Annotated in this window: 19 protein-coding genes; 5 read left to right on the forward strand and 14 right to left on the reverse strand. The window is 59.1% G+C overall.

Annotated elements, in window-relative coordinates; all coding sequences use genetic code 11:
* The 4 genes from BN1800_RS28570 to BN1800_RS28585 form a co-directional block, all read right to left on the reverse strand.
* On the reverse strand, nucleotides 1-277 hold a 277-nt coding region (locus BN1800_RS28570; protein ID WP_143534128.1), incomplete at its 3' end, for a hypothetical protein.
* Between the two features lie 27 nt (nucleotides 278-304).
* A complete protein-coding gene (locus BN1800_RS28575) occupies nucleotides 305-820 on the reverse strand; it encodes a GNAT family N-acetyltransferase (protein WP_143534130.1) in 516 nt (171 codons plus the stop codon).
* A 344-nt stretch (nucleotides 821-1,164) separates the two neighbouring features.
* Nucleotides 1,165-1,770 (reverse strand): hypothetical protein, encoded by a 606-nt coding sequence (locus tag BN1800_RS40655; RefSeq protein WP_143534132.1) that lies wholly within the window; start codon nucleotides 1,768-1,770, stop codon nucleotides 1,165-1,167.
* A gap of 144 nt (nucleotides 1,771-1,914) precedes the next feature.
* Nucleotides 1,915-2,343, reverse strand: coding sequence for a SyrB-like regulator (locus BN1800_RS28585; RefSeq protein WP_087002297.1), 429 nt, complete (start codon nucleotides 2,341-2,343; stop codon nucleotides 1,915-1,917).
* An 840-nt stretch (nucleotides 2,344-3,183) separates the two neighbouring features.
* Here BN1800_RS28585 and BN1800_RS28595 point away from each other — a divergent pair.
* The 5 genes from BN1800_RS28595 to BN1800_RS28620 all read left to right on the forward strand — a co-directional run bounded on the left by BN1800_RS28595 (nucleotide 3,184) and on the right by BN1800_RS28620 (nucleotide 7,071).
* Nucleotides 3,184-3,705, forward strand: a complete 522-nt coding sequence (locus tag BN1800_RS28595) for a DUF4142 domain-containing protein (protein ID WP_087002301.1) — start codon at nucleotides 3,184-3,186, stop codon at nucleotides 3,703-3,705.
* A gap of 8 nt (nucleotides 3,706-3,713) precedes the next feature.
* Nucleotides 3,714-4,043: a cupredoxin domain-containing protein gene (locus BN1800_RS28600; RefSeq protein WP_027509143.1), complete on the forward strand. Its 330-nt coding sequence runs from the start codon at nucleotides 3,714-3,716 to the stop codon at nucleotides 4,041-4,043.
* A 41-nt stretch (nucleotides 4,044-4,084) separates the two neighbouring features.
* Nucleotides 4,085-4,801: an RNA polymerase sigma factor gene (locus BN1800_RS28605; RefSeq protein WP_087002303.1), complete on the forward strand. Its 717-nt coding sequence runs from the start codon at nucleotides 4,085-4,087 to the stop codon at nucleotides 4,799-4,801.
* 271 nt (nucleotides 4,802-5,072) lie between these two features.
* Nucleotides 5,073-5,198: a helix-turn-helix domain-containing protein gene (locus BN1800_RS42895; RefSeq protein ID WP_244564689.1), complete on the forward strand. Its 126-nt coding sequence runs from the start codon at nucleotides 5,073-5,075 to the stop codon at nucleotides 5,196-5,198.
* Nucleotides 5,199-5,604: 406 nt separating this feature from the next.
* The gene (locus BN1800_RS28620) at nucleotides 5,605-7,071 is read left to right on the forward strand and encodes an MDR family MFS transporter (RefSeq protein WP_087002306.1); all 1,467 of its coding nucleotides are present in this window, start codon (nucleotides 5,605-5,607) and stop codon (nucleotides 7,069-7,071) included.
* Nucleotides 7,072-7,103: 32 nt separating this feature from the next.
* Here the strand turns inward: BN1800_RS28620 and BN1800_RS28625 are convergent, their stop codons facing one another.
* The 10 genes from BN1800_RS28625 to BN1800_RS28670 form a co-directional block, all read right to left on the reverse strand.
* Nucleotides 7,104-8,351 (reverse strand): glucarate dehydratase family protein, encoded by a 1,248-nt coding sequence (locus BN1800_RS28625; RefSeq protein WP_087002308.1) that lies wholly within the window; start codon nucleotides 8,349-8,351, stop codon nucleotides 7,104-7,106.
* Nucleotides 8,351-9,148 carry a sugar phosphate isomerase/epimerase family protein gene (locus BN1800_RS28630; RefSeq protein ID WP_087002310.1) on the reverse strand — a complete coding sequence of 266 codons (798 nt, stop codon included), beginning with the start codon at nucleotides 9,146-9,148 and terminating at the stop codon, nucleotides 8,351-8,353. The genes BN1800_RS28625 and BN1800_RS28630 overlap by 1 nt, the downstream gene beginning before the upstream one ends.
* On the reverse strand, nucleotides 9,145-10,179 hold the full coding sequence (locus BN1800_RS28635) for a hydroxyacid dehydrogenase (RefSeq protein WP_244564690.1): 1,035 nt from the start codon (nucleotides 10,177-10,179) through the stop codon (nucleotides 9,145-9,147). Before BN1800_RS28635 ends, BN1800_RS28630 begins: the two co-directional genes overlap by 4 nt.
* Nucleotides 10,176-10,739 carry a hypothetical protein gene (locus BN1800_RS28640; RefSeq protein ID WP_087002314.1) on the reverse strand — a complete coding sequence of 188 codons (564 nt, stop codon included), beginning with the start codon at nucleotides 10,737-10,739 and terminating at the stop codon, nucleotides 10,176-10,178. Before BN1800_RS28640 ends, BN1800_RS28635 begins: the two co-directional genes overlap by 4 nt.
* Before the next feature lie 7 nt (nucleotides 10,740-10,746).
* Nucleotides 10,747-11,496 carry an SDR family NAD(P)-dependent oxidoreductase gene (locus BN1800_RS28645; protein WP_087002316.1) on the reverse strand — a complete coding sequence of 250 codons (750 nt, stop codon included), beginning with the start codon at nucleotides 11,494-11,496 and terminating at the stop codon, nucleotides 10,747-10,749.
* 17 nt (nucleotides 11,497-11,513) lie between these two features.
* Nucleotides 11,514-13,844: an alginate lyase gene (locus BN1800_RS28650; protein WP_087002371.1), complete on the reverse strand. Its 2,331-nt coding sequence runs from the start codon at nucleotides 13,842-13,844 to the stop codon at nucleotides 11,514-11,516.
* Nucleotides 13,845-13,920: 76 nt separating this feature from the next.
* Complete coding sequence (locus tag BN1800_RS28655) at nucleotides 13,921-15,450, reverse strand: extracellular solute-binding protein (RefSeq protein ID WP_087002318.1); 1,530 nt, start codon at nucleotides 15,448-15,450, stop codon at nucleotides 13,921-13,923.
* 60 nt (nucleotides 15,451-15,510) lie between these two features.
* The gene (locus BN1800_RS28660; RefSeq protein WP_027509131.1) at nucleotides 15,511-16,392 is read right to left on the reverse strand and encodes a carbohydrate ABC transporter permease; all 882 of its coding nucleotides are present in this window, start codon (nucleotides 16,390-16,392) and stop codon (nucleotides 15,511-15,513) included.
* A 10-nt stretch (nucleotides 16,393-16,402) separates the two neighbouring features.
* A complete protein-coding gene (locus BN1800_RS28665; protein ID WP_087002320.1) occupies nucleotides 16,403-17,332 on the reverse strand; it encodes an ABC transporter permease in 930 nt (309 codons plus the stop codon).
* Nucleotides 17,329-18,444 (reverse strand): ABC transporter ATP-binding protein, encoded by a 1,116-nt coding sequence (locus BN1800_RS28670; RefSeq protein ID WP_027509129.1) that lies wholly within the window; start codon nucleotides 18,442-18,444, stop codon nucleotides 17,329-17,331. The genes BN1800_RS28665 and BN1800_RS28670 overlap by 4 nt, the downstream gene beginning before the upstream one ends.
* Nucleotides 18,445-18,462: the final 18 nt, after the last annotated feature.

Below are 18,462 nucleotides of genomic sequence, written 5' to 3' on the forward strand. Positions count from 1 at the left end.
CGGCAAAGATTCGGCTGCTTTCGCGCGCATAGTCCGTGATCATTTCTGCTGAGAAATCATTGAAAACGTCTAATGCGTCAGGTGCGGCCTGCGCGCCCGTCAGGGCGCCGACAAACGCGACGTCCTTCTCGATGCGATCGAGCCAGAACGTGAGGCCCTCGATCTGAAACCGAAGCGCCGCACCCGCGAACCCGGCTTGAAACCTCGTGCTTGCCAAAATGGCAGCGCCGAAGGGGCTGAATTGCGAAAATGGAAGTGGCATGTGCAAACTAGTCATGTGCGGCCTCCGCGGTTGTTCAGAATATCAGGCTAGATTGTTTCTTCGCCGTCGTCCTTGATCTCTCTCAAGCCGGATCGGGCAATGACCGCTGCCGTTCGTGGCGTCCTGTGACAGATCACGCTTGTTTCGCCCCCCCGCCGCATTTGGATCGGCAAGCCTGAGGCGCACTAGTTCAAGCCCGGCATCACCAGATGGGGTCGCGACCTCAAATCCAAGCTTGCGGCACAACCCGAGCATCTTTGCGTTGCCGCGCAGACCGGAGCCACGGACCTCGGCCAGACCCTCTGCGCGCGCGAACATCAGGAGCTGTTGCAAGAGCGCCGTTCCCGAGCCGATGCGCTGTTGGTCGCTCCTGACGGGTGGGTCATAGTCGCCCCACTCCCTCCCCGCGTCAATCACGAGACGAGAAACGCCTACAAGCTGCCCTGCCGGATTGATCGCCACGAAGGCCATCTCCCTCTCGTAGTCGATGTGCGCCATGCGGACAATTGCCGCCTTGGAAAGCCTTGTCTGCCCAAAGCCGATTCGATCCCGGAGCAAGGCGTCATCGGTCTGTCCGATGTCGCGTGGGAGGAGGCGAAGCGCAGCGTGGCAGTTATCCGCCCGATCGCTGAACTGCCGGCTGCACCAGCGCATCTTGCGCGACGAGCTGGAAGGGTACTCGGCCTTACGGAGCGGACAGTCTATGCGCTCATCCGCCGGTATCGCCAATCCGGGGTCTTGTTAGTTCGTTAGCACCCAGGCCTTCGTCACGCGGCAAGGGCAAAGGCCGTCTTCCGCATACGGCGGAGACAACCACAATCGGCATGCTGGCTGGCGCTCGTTTTTGTCTACCGGTCGCTTGCAATGCGCAAGCCCGAACTCAATGCCGGTCCCCACGCCTACTATACGTCAAATCGCTCAAGCATTCTTTTAAGCTGAATATTCTGCAACTGGAGCTTTTGGGCCAGCTCGGCTCTCAGTCGCCTGATTTCATCGTCCAGGACTGCCACCTCATCGAAGAAGGCTCCCCGGGAGGGCGAGGATTGCGCACTTTCATCCTTGTTCCCCGGGGCATTGCTCTGGGAAACCATGTCGGCTCGGGCATTCTTCGCGCGTCCTGACAGCTTCGCCAAGGGTGCTCGCGGGGATTTTTTGCGTGTTGCGCTTCGCGGCACCAACGCATGCGCTTCAGCACCCGACCGACTGACCTCTTGATGCGCAGCTGTTTGGATGTCTTCAGCATCGATTGGCGTCGAGGGTGCTCCTCCGGTGTCCGGATGGCGTTCGCTTCTGTTTGAAGTCGTTGCTGCCCCGAGATCAAAAGGTCGGTTCTCGGCGCGGTCGGATACGGGGAATGCTTCTGTTGAATTTAACGGAAGTACCGTCGATTGTTGCGCTTCGCTTTCGCTGGGCTTGGAATTGGGACTATGCCCGGCCGAACTCTCTCGAACTTCCGCCGGTCGTCGCGGCGACGTTAACTGAGCGAGGAATTTCCATGGTGATTTCATTGTGCTTCGACCTCGAGTGACCCCGCGCTGCGACGTTGCCGCAGCCTCAGGTCCAAGCTCATGACGTGAGCCCGGCGAATTTCTCCTACCGAAAATGTAGTGGCTGGGGCCGATCTCGCAACCGGTCCCGTTGTTACTCGGTGATCAATCGAGTCCAAGCCGCTTGCGCAGATCGGCGTTTTCCGCACGCAGCTTTTCTGCCATAGCTTTCCGGAGCCTTTTATTCTCTTCCTCGAGCTGAATGAGGTCTGCCATCTCATCCATCGTCGAAAGAGTCGCCTTTGCCGTTGGTCCGGGTTGCTTTGCCGTCCTCTTTCTGCCGGTTGCCTCGATGGCGTCCTTCCTCGTGCTCTTGCCGGTGACTTCCGTTCCCACGGGCGTCAGCTTCGCTGCTTCAGCGTGTTCGCCACTCTTCTTGCGACCCCTCGGCAACTTCGCTGAGGCGACTACCGTTGCTTCGGTAGTTGCCTTCTGACGCCGTGGTGCGCGTTGCTTCTTAAGCGCCGGCTTTTGTGCCGCGGTATTCGTTTCGACGCCCTCCGTAGTGGAGCCCGTATTGTTCTGGTCAGCCATCAATTATCCCCTTTGTGCCCGACAGTCTTGTCGGCTGGGCGAAAGGCGGAGTCAACATGATCATTATGGAAAGCCCGCAATTTTCGGATGCACCGCCTAATCGGTAGCGCGTTGGAGCTCGCTCAATTGTTCAATGCTTACCTTGAATTGGGTCGCGTCGCGTGCAAGCGCGGCCCGTCCAGAAAGATCGGGATCGATTTGGGCTCGACGCGGATAATGCGGTTCCCACCGAAGCCAACGCGATCCTGAATTTCCCGCCAATCGTTACCATTTTCGGGCCGGAACCTTATCTCGCCGCGTTATGCCCGCAGACCGACCGCCCTCTATGAAGACGGTATCGAACGTGATCCGTGCGTTTCCCACAAAGTCGAGGTATCCGACGTCGAAGTCACGGCAAAGGGTCCGCGCGTCCTGAGATAGGTAGGGAGCGATGAAGATCGCCACCGCTGGCGGATCAAACTTCTCCGCAGCCCTCCGAAGCTGAAAAACTGCGGAACACACATGCCGCGGCTGGCTGACCGGTTTGAATTCGCAGACGAGGGAGCGGCGGCTCCCTGCTAACCACGCCAACCCAGCAACGCAATCCGGCTGCAACCCTCTACGCCTTGAGTGAATTTGAACCATTGACCCGCGAATGGCATTCTGGGGCACTGGCCTCTAATCGATACTTGCGGTTGTCACGAAGCAGTTCGTGAGCCAGCGTGTGACCCTGCTTCTGTCATTTGAATCCGTGCCAAATATTTCCGGGGAACCTTTCCGGGGATGCTGCATCCAATGTCTGCCGTCGAATACAGGCGTCGCCTGTTTCGGCGCAATAGTTGGACCTTCGGGAGTTAGATCATGTTGAAGCGCATTCTGGCAGCGACCTTCTTCGCGGCATCATTGGCCACCGGTGCGATGGCTGACGATGCCAAGCCGACCGATCCGCAGATCGCCCATGTCGCCTACACAGCTGGACAGATCGACGTCACCGCCGCAGAGCAGGCGCTGAGGAAAAGCAAGAACGCCGATGTCATCGCATTCGCGAAAGTTATGGAACGCGATCACAAGGCGGTCAATGAACAGGCATTGGCTCTGGTCAAGAAGCTGAAGGTTACGCCGGAAGACAATGCGATCAGCCAGTCCTTATCCTCCCAAGCGACAAAGGAGTTGGCAACGCTCGACGCGCTCAATAGTGCCGCCTTCGACAAGGCCTATGTCGAAAACGAGGTGGCTTACCACAAGGCGGTCAATAATGCGCTCGCGGAAACCCTGATCCCCTCCGCAAAAAATGCCGAACTCAAGGCGCTGCTGGAAACCGGCCTGACGTTGTTTAAGGAACACCAGATGCATGCTGAGCATCTGGCCTCGATGATCAAATAGACGCAACGATGACCTCGGCATTCAGAACGGTACTGCTCACGGTGGCGGTTGCGGCAACCTTTGCCATGGCATCGCCTGCTGCTTTGGCGGCGGAATATCAGATCACGATCGCCAATATGGGGTTCGGTGCGCCGGCGGGCTCGCTTCACGTGGGCGACGTGATCATCTGGCGAAACGATGATATCTTCCGTCATACAGCCACGGCGCGCGACAAGAGCTTCGACGTCGATCTTCCGCCGAAGTCGGAGAGACGAATAACGGTCAGGCAGAGAGGAGTCATCGATTTCTACTGCCGTTTCCACCCTGCGATGGTGGGGAGACTGGACGTCCAGCGATAGGGCTGGACGCTGCCCGACAACAGCGAAAAAACGGAGAATTCATGGTTATTCCACTGGTCACGGCCGAACGACAGAATCTCGAAACATTTATGCTCGCCGAAAACCAGCTCGTCGAGCTTGCACGCGAGGGCAACGAACGTGCGATCCGCATGATTATCCAGCGGTACAATCGACGCCTGTTCCGTACAGCGCGCGCCATCATTCGCGACGATGCCGAGGCGGAGGATATCGTGCAGGCCGCGTATGTTCAGGCCTTCACACATCTGGCTTTGTTTCGCGGCAAGGCCCGGCTGTCCACCTGGCTGACGAGAATAGTCCTCAACGAAGCGCTCGGGCGCATACGCCGTCAACGGAAGACCACCGGGCTCGAGGACCTTGACATGCAGTTGAAGAACCATGGAGGCCAAGTGTTGCAGTTTCCAATGTCGCTTGCTGTGTCCGATCCAGAGACGGAACTTTCACGCAGTGAAGTTCGCACGTTGCTCGAGCACGCGGTTGACGGGCTGCCGGTCGATTTTCGCGCTGTCTTTGTGCTCCGCGACGTGGAAGGCATGAGCACTGAGGAAACCTCGGCACATCTCGATATCAGGATCGAGACGGTCAAGACCCGTCTGCACAGGGCGCGAAAGCTGATGCGCGTGGCAATAGAAAAGCAGCTTGCAGGAGCGTTCTCGGCCCTCTTCCCCTTCGATGGCTCCCGCTGCTCATCTATGGCCGATCGGGTTATCGTGGCGCTGCAGTCCCGCACGAAGGCTTGAGATCGGTGCGCTTTTATCATGATATATGAGCTGCATAGCATCCATGGCGACATCATCTCGGAACGAAGGGCGGGTTCATCGGAATCGGCACTTTTGAAGCAGATAACGAGAGCATGGTCAGTCATCTAGACGCTGAACGAGTTGGCAAGTCGCGCCGGCATGTCGCGCGCAGCCTTTGCGGGACGTTTCACGCATCTCGTGGGCCATGCGCCGATGCAGTATCTGACCCTCTGGCGTATGCGGATTGCCGCGCTTCCTTGGCGACAGCTCCATGAAGGTGGCGGCTGTAGGCCGTGAAATTGGTTATGAATCCGAGGCTGCCTTCAGCCGGGCGTTCAAAAAGACCGTGGGCGTTTCACCTGCAGCACGGCGGGGTAATGCCGCTGGAACCGGCTGATTTCGATACGGGCTGCTTCTCAAGCTCAGTGGCATTCGCAGCTCTGGTCGCCTCGGTCACCCATCGACTTTGCCCAATATCGGGAACGTGGGAGTGCGACCTCATGCCGATTCACATGCTGAGCCTGCAGGCGACGGTTTCGTCAAGGCAGGCGACACTGATTGCGGTCGGCGCAGACAGACTGACCCGCAACGTGCTTCTGCAGATATCACTCAATGCTGTTTGCCTGCGAATAAGAGCTGATGATCGGCAGGAACAGATATTGCTGGGCCGCCTGGGTCGATAGCAGTCCAATCGTTGCTTGACGCCAGGGATCTGAAGAGTAGTTAAGTCCTCATGCAACAGCCCCTCATTGCCGCCCAAGCCCCTCCCCCTCAAGGCGTCCTTTTTGTCTGAAGAGCCATCCATGTCTGAAAAAACTTCCCATCGCGGGCTCGTTGTGGTCGCGATCATGGCAAGCATGGCGATGATTGCCATCGAGGCAACGATCGTTTCGACGGCGATGCCGCAAATCGCCGCCCAGTTGGGGCAGATCAACCTCTATTCCTGGGTTTTCTCGTCATTCCTTCTGACGCAGACGGCAACCACCGTTGTATTCGGCAAGCTCGCGGATATTTATGGCCGCAAACCGATGATCCTCCTGGGTATCGGATTGTTCCTGTTCGCATCCGTGCTTGCCGGCTTCGCATGGTCGATGCCGTCGATGATTGCTTTTCGGCTGCTCCAGGGTATCGGCGCCGGATCGATTCAGCCCGTCGCCATGACCGTAGTTGCCGATCTTTTTCCCGGAAACCAGCGAGGCAAGGTCCAAGGCTATCTCGCAAGCGTGTGGGCGCTGTCGGCCGTCGTTGGCCCGCTCCTCGGCAGCCTGATCATTCACAATCTCCCATGGGCCTGGGTATTCTGGATCAACGTGCCGGTAGGACTTCTCGCCGCATTGGGGTTCATACTGTTTCTGCACGAGGAGAAGCGGAGTCGAATAGTCTCTGTCGATGTGCTCGGCGCGACACTTTTCGCCATTTCTATTTCCTCGTTGATGATTGCTTTGACGGAAATGGAAAATGCCGTATCGGGCCAAACCATCGCTGCCCTCGTCGTCGCTGTTGTCACTCTCACCGCTTTCATCTGGCAGGAACGCCGTGCCGAAGCGCCCATGGTCGCTCCTGACCTGTGGCTGAAACGGCCGATAGCATTCGCAAACCTGGCGGTCTTTTTCGCAAGCATGTCGATCATGGGTCTGACGACATTCCTGCCGATGTACGTGCAGACGGTTCTCAACCGCTCGCCTCTCGTGGCAGGCTTCGCATTGACCATGTTGCTGCTGGGCTGGCCCTGCGGTGCAACGATCGCATCCCGCCAGTTTGGCCGCTTCGGTTTGCGACCCATCATGATCGCCGGCAGCGTCTGCATTCCGGCGGGCACGTGCCTGCTGCTTCTCTTGACACCCTCGAGTTCGGCTGTCCTGGCTGGCGCCGGCTCACTTGTGATGGGTTTTGGCATGGGATTACTCAATATCTGCGCCTTGATCCTCATCCAGGAAAGCGTGAACTGGTCTGAACGCGGCAGCGCTACCGCCTCGAACGTCTTCTCGCGAAATCTCGGTAGCACGCTCGGCGCAGCCGTCCTTGGTGCAGTGCTGACCTATGGCCTGGCGCACACCACCAGCGGCCAGGCGATAACGCCGGAGCAACTGCGGGCTCTCTTGAACGGCACGGGTGCTGTCGTCAGCAGTGCAGAAGAGCTGCGGCTCGCCCTTCAGCACGCACTACATTCTACCTTCCTAGTCATGCTGGTGACCGCCGTATTGATCGTTCCAGCCTGCCTGCTTGTTCCGCGACCCGTAGCACGTCTGGAGATGCAACAGGAGACCTGAGCTTAACGCTCGCCCCACAAGCTCGCCAAAAACTACCATCGGGGCACTCGTCGCTCGTAGCCCGGATCAAACTGCTTCATGTAAGCGGTGTCATCGCGCTCCTTCATGTCCGCCTGTTTGTAGAGAGCCGCCAGTTCGGCCAGACTGTCGCGATCAAGGGTAACGCCAAGACCCGGACCATCCGGCACGGTCAAGGCGCCGTCACAAAAAGTGAATGGCGCACCCTCGATCACATCGACGCCGATCCAGGGGTAATGGGTGTCGCAGTCGTAACTTAGGTTTGGTGTTGCCGCCGCCACATGAACCATTGCCGCAAGGGTGATGCCGAGATGCGAATTGGAATGCATGGAAACGCCGAGGCCCAAGGTCTCGCATAATTTGCCGAGATGCGTCGATGCTCGCAAGCCACCCCAATAATGGTGATCGGACAGAACGATCTGCACCGCTCTTTTGCGAAAGACTTCGGCGATCTGATCGAATTCCAGCACGATCATATTGGTGGCGAGCGGGATCGAGGTAGCGGCGGCGACTTCCGCCATGGCATCCGTGCCGATGACCGGGTCCTCCAAATACTCCAGGACGTTCTCCAGCTTGCGCGCAACATGAATGGCCGTTTCGACAGTCCAGCCGCCGTTGGGATCGATCCGCAGTGCATGATCGGGGAAGGCCTCCCGCAGCTTCAACATCGTCTCGATTTCGAGGTCTGGATGCAGCACGCCGCCCTTCAGCTTGAGCGAGCGGAATCCGTGAGCTTTGATCATGACCCGCGCTTCGGCGACCATCTGCTCCGGCGTGAGCACCTCGCCCCACGTATCTTGTTCCTGCCCGACATGGGCGCCGAACTTGAAGAAAAGATAGGCACTGAAGGAGACACTGCTGCGCACCGCGCCTCCGAGCAGGTCGGCCACGGGGCGCCCGAGCAGCTTGCCCTGGATATCAAGACACGGAACCTCGAAGGCGGACGCAACCACATCGGTCAGCTTGTGATCGGCGACTGCGGACCTCGCATTGATGCCGCCGCCTTCGGGCAGCGCCGTTATGACGCGCGACTTCAGCTCGTGAAGATGGAAAGGATCGAGCCCTATCAAAGCGGGCGCCGCACGCCGCAGGCCTTCTAGCGCCTTGGTGCTTCCGTAGCTTTCGCCCAATCCGACCGTCCCGTCATCGCAAATGACCTCGATGACAGTGCGCAGCGCATAAGGCTGGTGGACGCCCTTGCAGTTCAACAGGGGTTTGTCGGGTATCGCGACAGGTGTGAGATGGATTTCGGCTATGCGCATCAGAAAACTCCTTGTCGCCACCAACCACACGCTGCCGTCAGTGCGTCCTCGAGGGGAGGCAATTCCGGATGCCAATGGCGCTCCCATTCCAGACTGATCGGCAGACGGCGCTCGTCCGACGAAAGAAGCGACATCAGCCCTGCCATGGGAAAATCACCCTGTCCCGGCAGGACGTAATGCCGGCGCCCATCACCATCCAGCGCGCTGTCCTTGACGTGCAAATGGACGACGCTCGCCGCAATGCGGCCCCAGAGAGCCTCGGCGCCCGCCCCCTTCGTCCATGTATGATGCGTGTCCCACAAAATTCGCGCTGCCGGCACCTGCTCGACAAACGCAACAAGTTGCTCGAAATCCGCCAGCGCATCGTGGGTCTCGATCATCAGGTCGACCTTCAGACCACGCGACTGCCGCATCGCCTGCCAAGCATCCAGCATGTCCCCGGCTTGCACCATACCGGCTTTGCTCAATCGGCTGCCGCCATCGAAGACACGCAGATATCCGGCGCCCGCCGCCTCAGCCCAGGCGATAAATGGTTTGATCGGGGACAGATCGGGCCCATCGAACAGACGTACGGACGTATTCAGCGCAGCGACTCTTATCTTTTGACGGGACTGGAAAGCCGCCAAGCCGGAAGGCTTGCCGAACTCGGCGGCAAGTGCCGCCGGCAGATCGAGTGTTCCGGAAAGCCCACGCAGTTCTACGGCCTCGATGCCGTTTCGTTTCGCCAGGTCGGCCACTTGGTGCAGGTTCAGGTCCGAGCAGCCAAGGGTGGAGAAGCAATATTCCAATCCCCTCATGCCATGTGCTCCAGATCACGCTTATGCACGGGATGGAGCGGCGGGAGGCCGCCGACGAACCGTTCGATCTCGGTAATCGCAAGGTCGGAAAGCGCCCTCAATTCATTGCCCAACGCCCCGGCGATGTGGGGAGTCAGCACGACATTGGGAAGATCGTAGAACGGGCTATCCGGTGGCAGAGGCTCGGGATCGGGCGTATCGATCAGAATGCGCAACCGCCCCGACCGGGCTTCGACCAGCAGCGCACCATGATCGACAAGCCAGCCCCGCGCCGTATTGATCAACACAGCATGATCCGCCATCAGCGACAATTCGCGCGCGCCGATCATATGGCGGGTCTCGGGCAAAATCGGCGCATGGAGCGAAACCGTATCGGACCATGCGAGAAGATCATGCAGTTCCATCTTCATGGCGCCGAGTGCCGCGGCTTCTTGCGCTTTAAGGAAGGGATCGTAAACCGCGATCTGGAATTTGCTGCGGGCGAGCATCTCGATGATCAGACGGCCAATCCGCGAGGCCCCCACAATCCCGACGCGACGGGAATGATTGCCGAGATAGGGAAAATTCAGGCCGCGCCGGCTGCCGAAGCCACCAGCACCTCGCTCGGCTCGGTGATCGTCGCGCAGGCGGAAGACATCCTTGCCGCACATGATGATCGCCGCAAAGGTGAATTCGGCAACAGGAACGGCCATGGCCGACGCGGCCGTCGTAACGAGGATGCCGGGCGCGTCCCAGAATTCAGCTGGCGCGACCGTGCGCACGGACGCTGCCGCATAGGCGACCATCCTGAGCCGGGGCGCACGCTTGAGACGCGCCCTCGTCAACGCCGGGGTGCCCCAAGCCGCCAAAAGAATATCCGCCTCGGCAAGCGCTTCGGCACCCGTCAGCGTGTCGAAGTCGGTGAAGGGGAAACCCGGAATAACATCCACCACTGCCTTCAACCTCACCCATTCGTGCGGCCCGAAAAATCCCTCGGGAAGTTCGTCCCGCATGGCGACGAGCAGCCTTGGTTTACGCGAGCTTCCCGTCATGCGCGTACCGGACTTGCAACAGGCCGAATGTCGATACGGGAAATCTTGATCTCGAGGGGCCTCGCATCCGCGCGCAAGATGACATCGAGGTGAAGTTCGGGCGCCTTGGCACCGGCCTCGAGCTTCAGCGGCGGTGTCCCAATCGCTCCTCGCCAGGATGTGCTCTGGAACGGAAAAAACGAGCCGTCATCGGCGCAAAATGGCGCGAGCGTAATTGCCTCCTGGCTTGTGTCGGCATCGACGACGATCAGATCGAAATCCGATGCGAACGGCCGCGGCAGGCGGGGCTCGATCTCGATTGCTTTCTGTCCGGAACCTCCGAAATTGCGGCCCGAAAAGAAGCGACTGACGCCGTCGCGATTGCTGGGCTCCCAGCCGGAAACAATATCTGGATCATGATGGATGGGACAAGAAAGCCGGCCGTTCGACGACACCTCGGCCCAACTCATCCAGCCGCGCGCCGAGGTGGCACGCGACGTATCATCACCAATGTGGTTCTGCTGGACAAGCGAGGTGCCGAGAATGGCGATGCGGCCTGCCCTTCGTAGAGACACGGACATCCAGACCTCAGGAAAACAGCACGCCGCCATTGATGTCGTAGCAGGCACCGGTGATGTAGGCCGCGTCGTCCGACACCAGGAAGGCCACCAGCGCCGCGACGTCTTCGCTCGATCCTTCTCGTTTCATGAGCGCGGCACCGGCCACCCGCTCGCGAACTTCGGGCTTGGTGAAGGTGTCATGAAAGGTCGTCGCGATCATGCCAGGGCAAACTGCATTGACGCGAATATTGGGGCCGACTTCCTTTGCAAGACCCCGCGTGAACGTCATGACGGCACCTTTGGACGTGGCATAGGCGATAGCACCTGGCCCGCCGCCATCGCGGCCAGCCTGGGAGGAGAAGGTCACGATCGCGCCCCCCTTTGCCATCCTCGGAAGGACGGCCTTTGCCGTCACGAACAAAGACGTTAGGTTCACGTCGAGGACCTGATGCCAGAACGCCTCGTCCATTTCGGCTATGGTCTTGCGAGCGACCATGCCGCCGGCGACATGCACAAGGCTATGAATGGCACCGAACCTGTCGGAGGCTGTGGCAATTGCCGCTTCGGCATCGGCACGTTTCGTAAGGTCGGCCTTGATTGCTACAGCCGAACGGCCGAGCTTCTCGATTTCGGCCGCTGCGCTCGCCGCCCCCTCTTCGGCACCGTTGTAGGTGAGCACAACATTCGCCCCTTCCTGGGCAAAACGAATGGCGCACGCACGCCCGATATCGCGACCGGCTCCGGCGACGACGACAGTCTTGTTTGTGAAACGCTGCATTGAAAACCTCCGACGGACTAGAATTGCTTGGGAAGAGACAGTTTGAAGCGCTGGTCATCGACATCGGTGAAATAGATGTCGGTGGAGAAGCCCTGATCGTCGATGAAGCTGAAAATGCGCTTCGGCTCCTTCAGGCTGTAGGGAACGAGAAGGGTCACAAGGCTGTGGCGCGTCGCCGCCGGCGCGGTGGCACAAATGTGGTGATGCAGTTCGAGCCCTTCGAGTTCCGCCGGATCGATGCCGGGGAATCCTTCGACGGCCGTGATTTGAGGCATGCCCGCGGAGGAAAAGATGAACTGTCCATAAAAGCCTGCCTTCCGACCATTGTAGCGGAAACTCGATCGGCCGGCCTGCGGCGCGCCCACCGTGTGGCAAAGCCACTGCAGTTCCTGCGGCTCGGAGCACTCCACGTGATCGATAATCACGAAATAGCTGTCGTTGACGAAGTGGATTTCGCGCTCGGCTTTTTGAACTAGCGGATTGGCGACCTGATAAGCAGCCGTCGCATCTCCAAGAATACGAAGATGGCCGGGATTTTCCTCGACCTCAACGATGCGACCGGCGGCGCGGCGGGCAAGCGCCTTATCCTTTTCTGCATACTGCCCCTTGCCGCCGATGAGCACCGCATTTTTCGACCGGGTCTGGCGCCGCCAGTGGAGATGCATGCTGGAATTGAAGGCGATGTAATAACCTGACTGGATCGCCAGATCTTCGCCATAGGCATAAAGAACGAAGGCGTTCTGGTCACCATGGCTGTGGCTCAGCGAACCATAGGGGCTCGATTTGAAGACGAATTGCAGATGCTGGTCGGGATCCTGCATATTGTTCTGGATCGCCACCCAGCCGATATCGTTGAAGACGGCAAGCGCGGGGAGGTCGGCAGGCGAAGTCGCTGCCACCTCCCGATAATCGTGACGATAGACCAGTTCGTCGAAATTCAGGTCCCACCAACCGTAGTTATAGAAGGCCGCTTCCGTGCCGATCGCATCCGCCTTGATGCGATCGAAATACCACTGATAGTGGCCATCCCCGGTCACGCCGGCAAACTGGCGCACATTGTAGCCGACCTTCAGGCCGGGCAGATCGCCCATGGTCGAATCATCGCCAAAACCGGCACGCCGCGTTCCCGGTGCCTTGGTGTAAAGGGGAAACCGGCCGGTATTCTGAAAAAACGGCCGCTGATAGAGATCGAAGCCGATATAGGACCGGATCAGGTTGGCGGCCTCGATGAGATAGGCCATGCCGGTCATCCAGTAATGGGGGCCTTCGGCCCATCCCCCGTCTGTTCCCGCCCAGGGGGAATAGAGGGTCGCTAGGAATTCGACGGTATAGTCGAGCCATTCGACCGCCTCGTCGCTTTCGCCGTAAAGCGCGATGCAGGCCGGCGTCAGCACCGCCGAGAGCGAACGCACCGCATGGCTGTCGTAAGGAAACACGTGGATGCGGGCGTGGGCGATGACATGTTCAGCCACCTCGCGCGTCCGGCGCAGAAGGACGGCTCGAACTGTATTGCGTTGCTCTTCGCTCAAGTGGTCATGAAGCCAGTCATAACCCCAGGCCAATGCAACGACGACGCGGAACGCGGCTTCATCATTATAGGCGCGCGAGGTTGCGCCGGTCGGATCCCATGCCGCAACGGCGAGCAACCAGTCGCGGGATGCGTCCAGCAGATCGTCCCGGCCCAGGACGCGGCCTGCGATGGCAAGATGCCGGATCGCATAGACGGCCTCCTGGCAATCGATGTACATCTGCCGCCAAAGTGTCGCGACGCGCACATTGTTGGGATAGGGCTTGGGTTCCTCGATGATCGGACGCTCAAGCCAGGGTTTCGCGGATTTCGCAAAAAAATCCGACCAGCCGCAGTGATCCGGATCCTTTGCCACGGCTGCCGCAAAAGTTTCGAGCCGATTGGAATTCATCCACAGCCGAGGATGACTGATATGCGAGGCAGTGTGTCGGGCGGCCCTGCCCGGCAGCGGGGTCAGCGGCAATTTTTCACTGATTTCAAAACTGCGCACCGCGCTCCAATTGGAACTGCATGTGGCGGTCTTCGGATCCCAAAGCGCATAGGACCAATGATAGCGACCTTCCGGCAGGGTTTCGTCCGGAGTGAAAAAACTCCAGGCAAGGTCCTTATAGGTCCTCGTCTTGTCATCGGCGAAGCCGGGATCGGCCGACACCCGCAGGATATATCGCCCTCCATCATCGATGTCGGGCAGCCAGGAGAAGCGCGGCGGGTTCTCTGTCGGAGGGCTCTGCTCGCTCGGCGCGTAGCCAATGGTCAATGAACCCGGTCGGGGTTCATCGAGATGAGCTTGTTTGACTATGGCCGGGGCAGAGTGACGCATCGCGGCTCGAACTCCTATGAAAAAGCGTGGTGTGAGGATGGCAGCGACCGGCGCCGCCATCCAGGATAAGGAAGGATTACCGCGCCGCCTTATATTGGCGGTCGTAGGCGGCCTGCATGATATCGATGACCTGATCATAGCCGATGTCGGTCAGGCGCTTCTTGTAAGCGTCCCAGCCCGTATTGATGTCCTGAGCACCGAGGATCCACGTCTGCTGCATCTCGGTCATGTAGGTGAGGATGCTCGGCCAGTAGCGGTCGAAGACGGCCTTTTCCTCGGCATTGAGCGACACGCCCAGGAACTCGTCCTTGAGGCAGTTGCACTGCTCGTACATGTCGATGCCTTCAAGCGCGATCTTGTTGGTCCACTGGCGCTCGTATTCGTAGGTCATCCAGAACCCGCGCGGTACCTGGGCGCCGACCCCCCAGAGCTGCGCGTTCACGGGGTCCTTGTTTTCCAGAACCTCCTTTTTGAACTGCGGCTTCCCGCTGACCATTTCATAGGTCAGGCCTTCAACACCGAAGTTAGACAGAGTGCGGCCTTGGTCGGAGAACCAGAAGTCGAAATATTTGATGGTCTCGACCGGGTGCTCGTTGGTCGCCGAAATTGCCCATCCCGCCGGCTGGACGCGCAGCCGCCGGGCATCCTCAAATCGCTCGCCGGAGGCGGTTTTGGGCGGCAGCATCGGTTTCAAGGCAAAACCCTCAATCTTTCCCGACAATGCGTCGTTGTAGGTCGAGGTGCTGGCGAACCAGTCATGCGTCATGCCGCCGAGATTATTGCCCAGGAGATATTCTCGCGAGCGCGCGCCGCGCGTGAAGATCTCCTTGTCGATCAGCCCTTCCTTGTACCACTGCGCGACATGCGAAATCCCGGTCTTGTAGTTTTCCTCGGCCCAGGGATGGCGAAGTTTTCCATCATAGACGGCGAAATCGCCGTAGCGCTCGGACCCCGACACGCGCGCATCCCAGAGATTGATGAGGCGGACCGCGTCGACTTCCTCGCGGGCAAAATAGGGCACTTCGTCCTTGATACCGTTGCCGTTGGGATCCTTGTCCCGGAAGGCCTTGAGGACTTCATGGACCTCTTCCGGCGTTTCGGGTCGCTTCAGTCCGAGCTTGTCGAGCCAGTCCTGGCGGATAAACCAGCCGCGCGAGAGCTTCCCGTCCGGCACATAGGGAATGAAATAGATCTTGCCGTCCGGTCCGGAGATCGCATTGCGAATTTCAGGATGGCTGTCGAAGAAGGCCTTCAGATGCGGTGCGTTTTCCTCGATCAGGTCATCCAGCGGGATAAAGGCGCCTTCCAACCCGTAGCGAATGAAGTCTTCCTTCAGCCCGCCGGTCGCGTCGCCGCCGACGATATCGGGAAGATCGCCCGAGGCGATTAGGAGGTTGAACGCATCGCGGCTGCTGGTCGTTGCAAGCGACGCCACGTTGCGGACATGGATATTGGTAATCTCTGCCGCCTTTTGCTCCACCGGCCATTTTTCCGAATAGACATATTTGTCGCGGAAGTGGAAATGGATCGTCAGCTCCAGCGGATCCTCGGTTACCTTGCCCGCATCCTGGGCCGAACCGGGCGATGCCATCATCACGGCCGTCATCAATGCCAGTAGGGGCGCTCCTTTGTGCAGTGCTTTCACAGGTTTTCCTCCCTTGTGTTGCTACTCTTTGACCCCGCCCAGCAAAATTCCCTTTGTGAAATACTTCTGTGCGTAGGGATAAATGATGAGGACGGGGATGATGGAGGCGATCATGATCGCCGAGGTGACCGTCTCGAACGAATACCGGGCCGTCAGCAGGCTGGAGGCAAACTCGTCATTCGAGTTGAGATCGACGATCACGCGCTTGAGGTAGACCTGCAGCGGGATCTTTTCCTCGCCGCGCAAAAGTACCATTGCCCAGAAGTATCCGTTCCAGCGCGAGACGATGCAGAAGAGCGCGACGGTGACGATGGCCGGCTTGGAAAGCGGAATGAAGACTTTCCACAGGAGCTGCAATTCGCTCGCGCCGTCCATCTTGGCGGCTTCCTCAAAGGATTTCGGCACCGCTTCGAAGAAGTTGCGCAGGAGGATGACGTTGAAGGCATTCGCGGCAAAGCCGATGATGATGCCGAAACGGCTGTCCAGAAGCCCGAGATCCCGCATGTTCAAGAAGAACGGGATCATCCCGGCGTGGAACCACAGCGTGAAGGCGATCGCGACGTTGAAGAAGGTGCGGCCGCGCAGGCGTTTGCGCGACAGCGCATAGGCACCTGGTATCATGATCGCCAGGCTCATCAGCGTGCCGCCGAAGGTGTAGATGAAGGTATTGCCGTAGGCGACCCAGAACATCCTGTCCGAGAGCACGCGATCATAGGCGGCGAGCGTAAGATCAACCGGCCAGAGCGTCACACGGCCTGCCGTGACAGCCGCGCCGGAGGAGACCGAAACCGCAAGGACATAGATGAACGGATAGAGCGTCGACAGAACGAACAGGCCCAAGAGAATGGCGTTGGCCCAGCCGAAAATCCTGTCGCTGCGGGAATAAAGATTGAAGCTTGCCATCTTCAGCTCCTCACCAAAGCGATGTCGAAGAGACTTTTCGGCTGATGCGATTTGCCGAATAGACAAGGGCGAAAGCGATGGCCGCGTTGAATAGGCCGGCAGCGGTGGCCAAGTCATATTGGGTTCCCTGCAGACCAGTCCGAAATATGAAGGTCGAGACGACGTCGGCGGTTTCATAGGTCGACGGACGGTAGAGTAGAATGATGTATTCGAAGCCGACCTCGACCAGATTGCCGATCCGTATGATCAGCATGATGATGATGGTGGGCAGGATGCTGGGGAGCGTGATGCGCCACATCATCTGCCAGCGTGATGCTCCATCCACCCGTGCGGATTCATAAAGGGTCGGGCTGACGCCCGCGATCGCCGCAAGGTAGACAATCGACTCGAACCCGGCCTCCTTCCAGATCGACGAACCGATGAAGACGGGCCGGAACCACTCAGGCTGGGTAAGGAAGTAGACGGGCTCCAGCCCGAGGCTTTTCACCAAGAGATTGACGACACCAGTGGAGGGCGAGAGGAAGTTGATGACGATGCCCGCAACGATCACCACCGAGATGAAGTGCGGCAAATAGACGACAGTCTGGGCCCACCGGCGCGCCGTCGCGCTCTGAACTTCGTTGAACATTAGCGCGAGGATGATGGGCACCGGAAACGCGAAGATTAGGCCCAGGCCGCTGATGATGATCGTGTTCCCGAAAGCCCTGACGAACATGTCGTTTTGAAAGAGTTCCGCGAAATTCGCAAAGCCGACCCAAGGGCTTCCTTCGATGCCGCGGAAAATCGAAAAATCCTGGAAGGCGATCAGAAGCCCGTACATGGGCTTGTAAAGAAATAGTGCAAACCAGATGATCGTCGGAGCTAGGAGCAGATAAAGCTGCCAATCCCGGCGCAGATCATCCCAAATATCATGCATGCTCTCGCGTAGGTTGTGCTTCATGGCCTCAACCCGCTCCCTGCCTTGAGAGACCGGCCGGTTGCGGCATCGAAGACATGAATGCGCGCCGTATCGATACCGAGCCGCGCCACGGCATTCAGTTCATGATGGGAGTAGAGCGTTTCCGCCTTGGCGATGAAGGAATGCCCATCCGTCTTGCCATGAAGCAGCGCCTCGGCACCGAGGGGCTCCACAAGTTCGATGGCGCAGTCCAGCGTTTCGCGTCCGTCGCCGGTCCGGACGGACATGATCTCAGGCCGGAGGCCGAGCTTGATCGGCTGGCCTTCTGCTGCGGCCTTCGCAAAAGCGTCTGGGATGCTGAGGCTCTGGCCGGTATTGCCTGTCAGCACGGCCTTCACTCCACCGCCGCGCTTTGCAATCACGGCGTCGAGAAGGTTCATGGGCGGCGAGCCGATAAAACCGGCAACAAAGGTGTTTGCCGGTTCGAGAAATACCTCCATCGGCGAACCGATCTGCTCGATATTTCCGCCGTTCATGATGACGATACGGTCAGCCAAGGTCATCGCCTCGACCTGGTCGTGCGTCACATAGATGCTCGTTGCCTGCATGCGCTTGTGCAGATGCTTGATCTCGGCGCGCATGTGGGTACGCAGCTTGGCATCGAGGTTCGAGAGCGGTTCGTCGAACAAAAAGACCTTGGGCCTGCGAACGATGGCGCGGCCCATGGCGACGCGCTGGCGCTGACCGCCGGAGAGATCGGCAGGCTTGCGGGCCAAATAATCCGTCAATCCCAGGATTTGCGCGGCTTCCACAACTGCCTTATCGATCACGTCGCGCTTCTCGCCCCTGACGCGTAGGCCGAAGGCGATATTCTCCGCCACATTGAGGTGGGGATAGAGCGCGTAGTTCTGGAACACCATCGCGACGTCCCGGTCCTTCGGCGCAACCTTGTTGACCACCCGCCCGCCGATCGAAACCGTGCCGTCGGAGATATCCTCCAACCCGGCAACCATGCGCAGCGTCGTCGACTTGCCGCACCCCGACGGACCGACCAGGACCACGAATTCCTGGGGTTGGATCGCCAGATTGATGCCATGGACGACTTCGAGAGCGCCATATCGCTTGACGACGTCGTTGATTTGAACTGCAGACATGAAAGGCCCCTCCTCAAA

The organism is Rhizobium sullae (genome assembly GCF_900169785.1).
GTDB classification, from domain to species: domain Bacteria; phylum Pseudomonadota; class Alphaproteobacteria; order Rhizobiales; family Rhizobiaceae; genus Rhizobium; species Rhizobium sullae.

What these genes read in the sequence shown, in the direction of transcription:
- BN1800_RS40655 (WP_143534132.1), bottom strand. Translation starts at nt 1,770, where the DNA reads ATGAAATCACCATGGAAATTCCTCGCTCAGTTAACGTCGCCGCGACGA.
- BN1800_RS28585 (WP_087002297.1), bottom strand. Translation starts at nt 2,343, where the DNA reads ATGGCTGACCAGAACAATACGGGCTCCACTACGGAGGGCGTCGAAACG.
- BN1800_RS28595 (WP_087002301.1), top strand. Translation starts at nt 3,184, where the DNA reads ATGTTGAAGCGCATTCTGGCAGCGACCTTCTTCGCGGCATCATTGGCC.
- BN1800_RS28600 (WP_027509143.1), top strand. Translation starts at nt 3,714, where the DNA reads ATGACCTCGGCATTCAGAACGGTACTGCTCACGGTGGCGGTTGCGGCA.
- BN1800_RS28605 (WP_087002303.1), top strand. Translation starts at nt 4,085, where the DNA reads ATGGTTATTCCACTGGTCACGGCCGAACGACAGAATCTCGAAACATTT.
- BN1800_RS42895 (WP_244564689.1), top strand. Translation starts at nt 5,073, where the DNA reads ATGAAGGTGGCGGCTGTAGGCCGTGAAATTGGTTATGAATCCGAGGCT.
- BN1800_RS28620 (WP_087002306.1), top strand. Translation starts at nt 5,605, where the DNA reads ATGTCTGAAAAAACTTCCCATCGCGGGCTCGTTGTGGTCGCGATCATG.
- BN1800_RS28625 (WP_087002308.1), bottom strand. Translation starts at nt 8,351, where the DNA reads ATGCGCATAGCCGAAATCCATCTCACACCTGTCGCGATACCCGACAAA.
- BN1800_RS28630 (WP_087002310.1), bottom strand. Translation starts at nt 9,148, where the DNA reads ATGAGGGGATTGGAATATTGCTTCTCCACCCTTGGCTGCTCGGACCTG.
- BN1800_RS28635 (WP_244564690.1), bottom strand. Translation starts at nt 10,179, where the DNA reads ATGACGGGAAGCTCGCGTAAACCAAGGCTGCTCGTCGCCATGCGGGAC.
- BN1800_RS28640 (WP_087002314.1), bottom strand. Translation starts at nt 10,739, where the DNA reads ATGTCCGTGTCTCTACGAAGGGCAGGCCGCATCGCCATTCTCGGCACC.
- BN1800_RS28645 (WP_087002316.1), bottom strand. Translation starts at nt 11,496, where the DNA reads ATGCAGCGTTTCACAAACAAGACTGTCGTCGTCGCCGGAGCCGGTCGC.
- BN1800_RS28650 (WP_087002371.1), bottom strand. Translation starts at nt 13,844, where the DNA reads ATGCGTCACTCTGCCCCGGCCATAGTCAAACAAGCTCATCTCGATGAA.
- BN1800_RS28655 (WP_087002318.1), bottom strand. Translation starts at nt 15,450, where the DNA reads ATGACGGCCGTGATGATGGCATCGCCCGGTTCGGCCCAGGATGCGGGC.
- BN1800_RS28660 (WP_027509131.1), bottom strand. Translation starts at nt 16,392, where the DNA reads ATGGCAAGCTTCAATCTTTATTCCCGCAGCGACAGGATTTTCGGCTGG.
- BN1800_RS28665 (WP_087002320.1), bottom strand. Translation starts at nt 17,332, where the DNA reads ATGAAGCACAACCTACGCGAGAGCATGCATGATATTTGGGATGATCTG.
- BN1800_RS28670 (WP_027509129.1), bottom strand. Translation starts at nt 18,444, where the DNA reads ATGTCTGCAGTTCAAATCAACGACGTCGTCAAGCGATATGGCGCTCTC.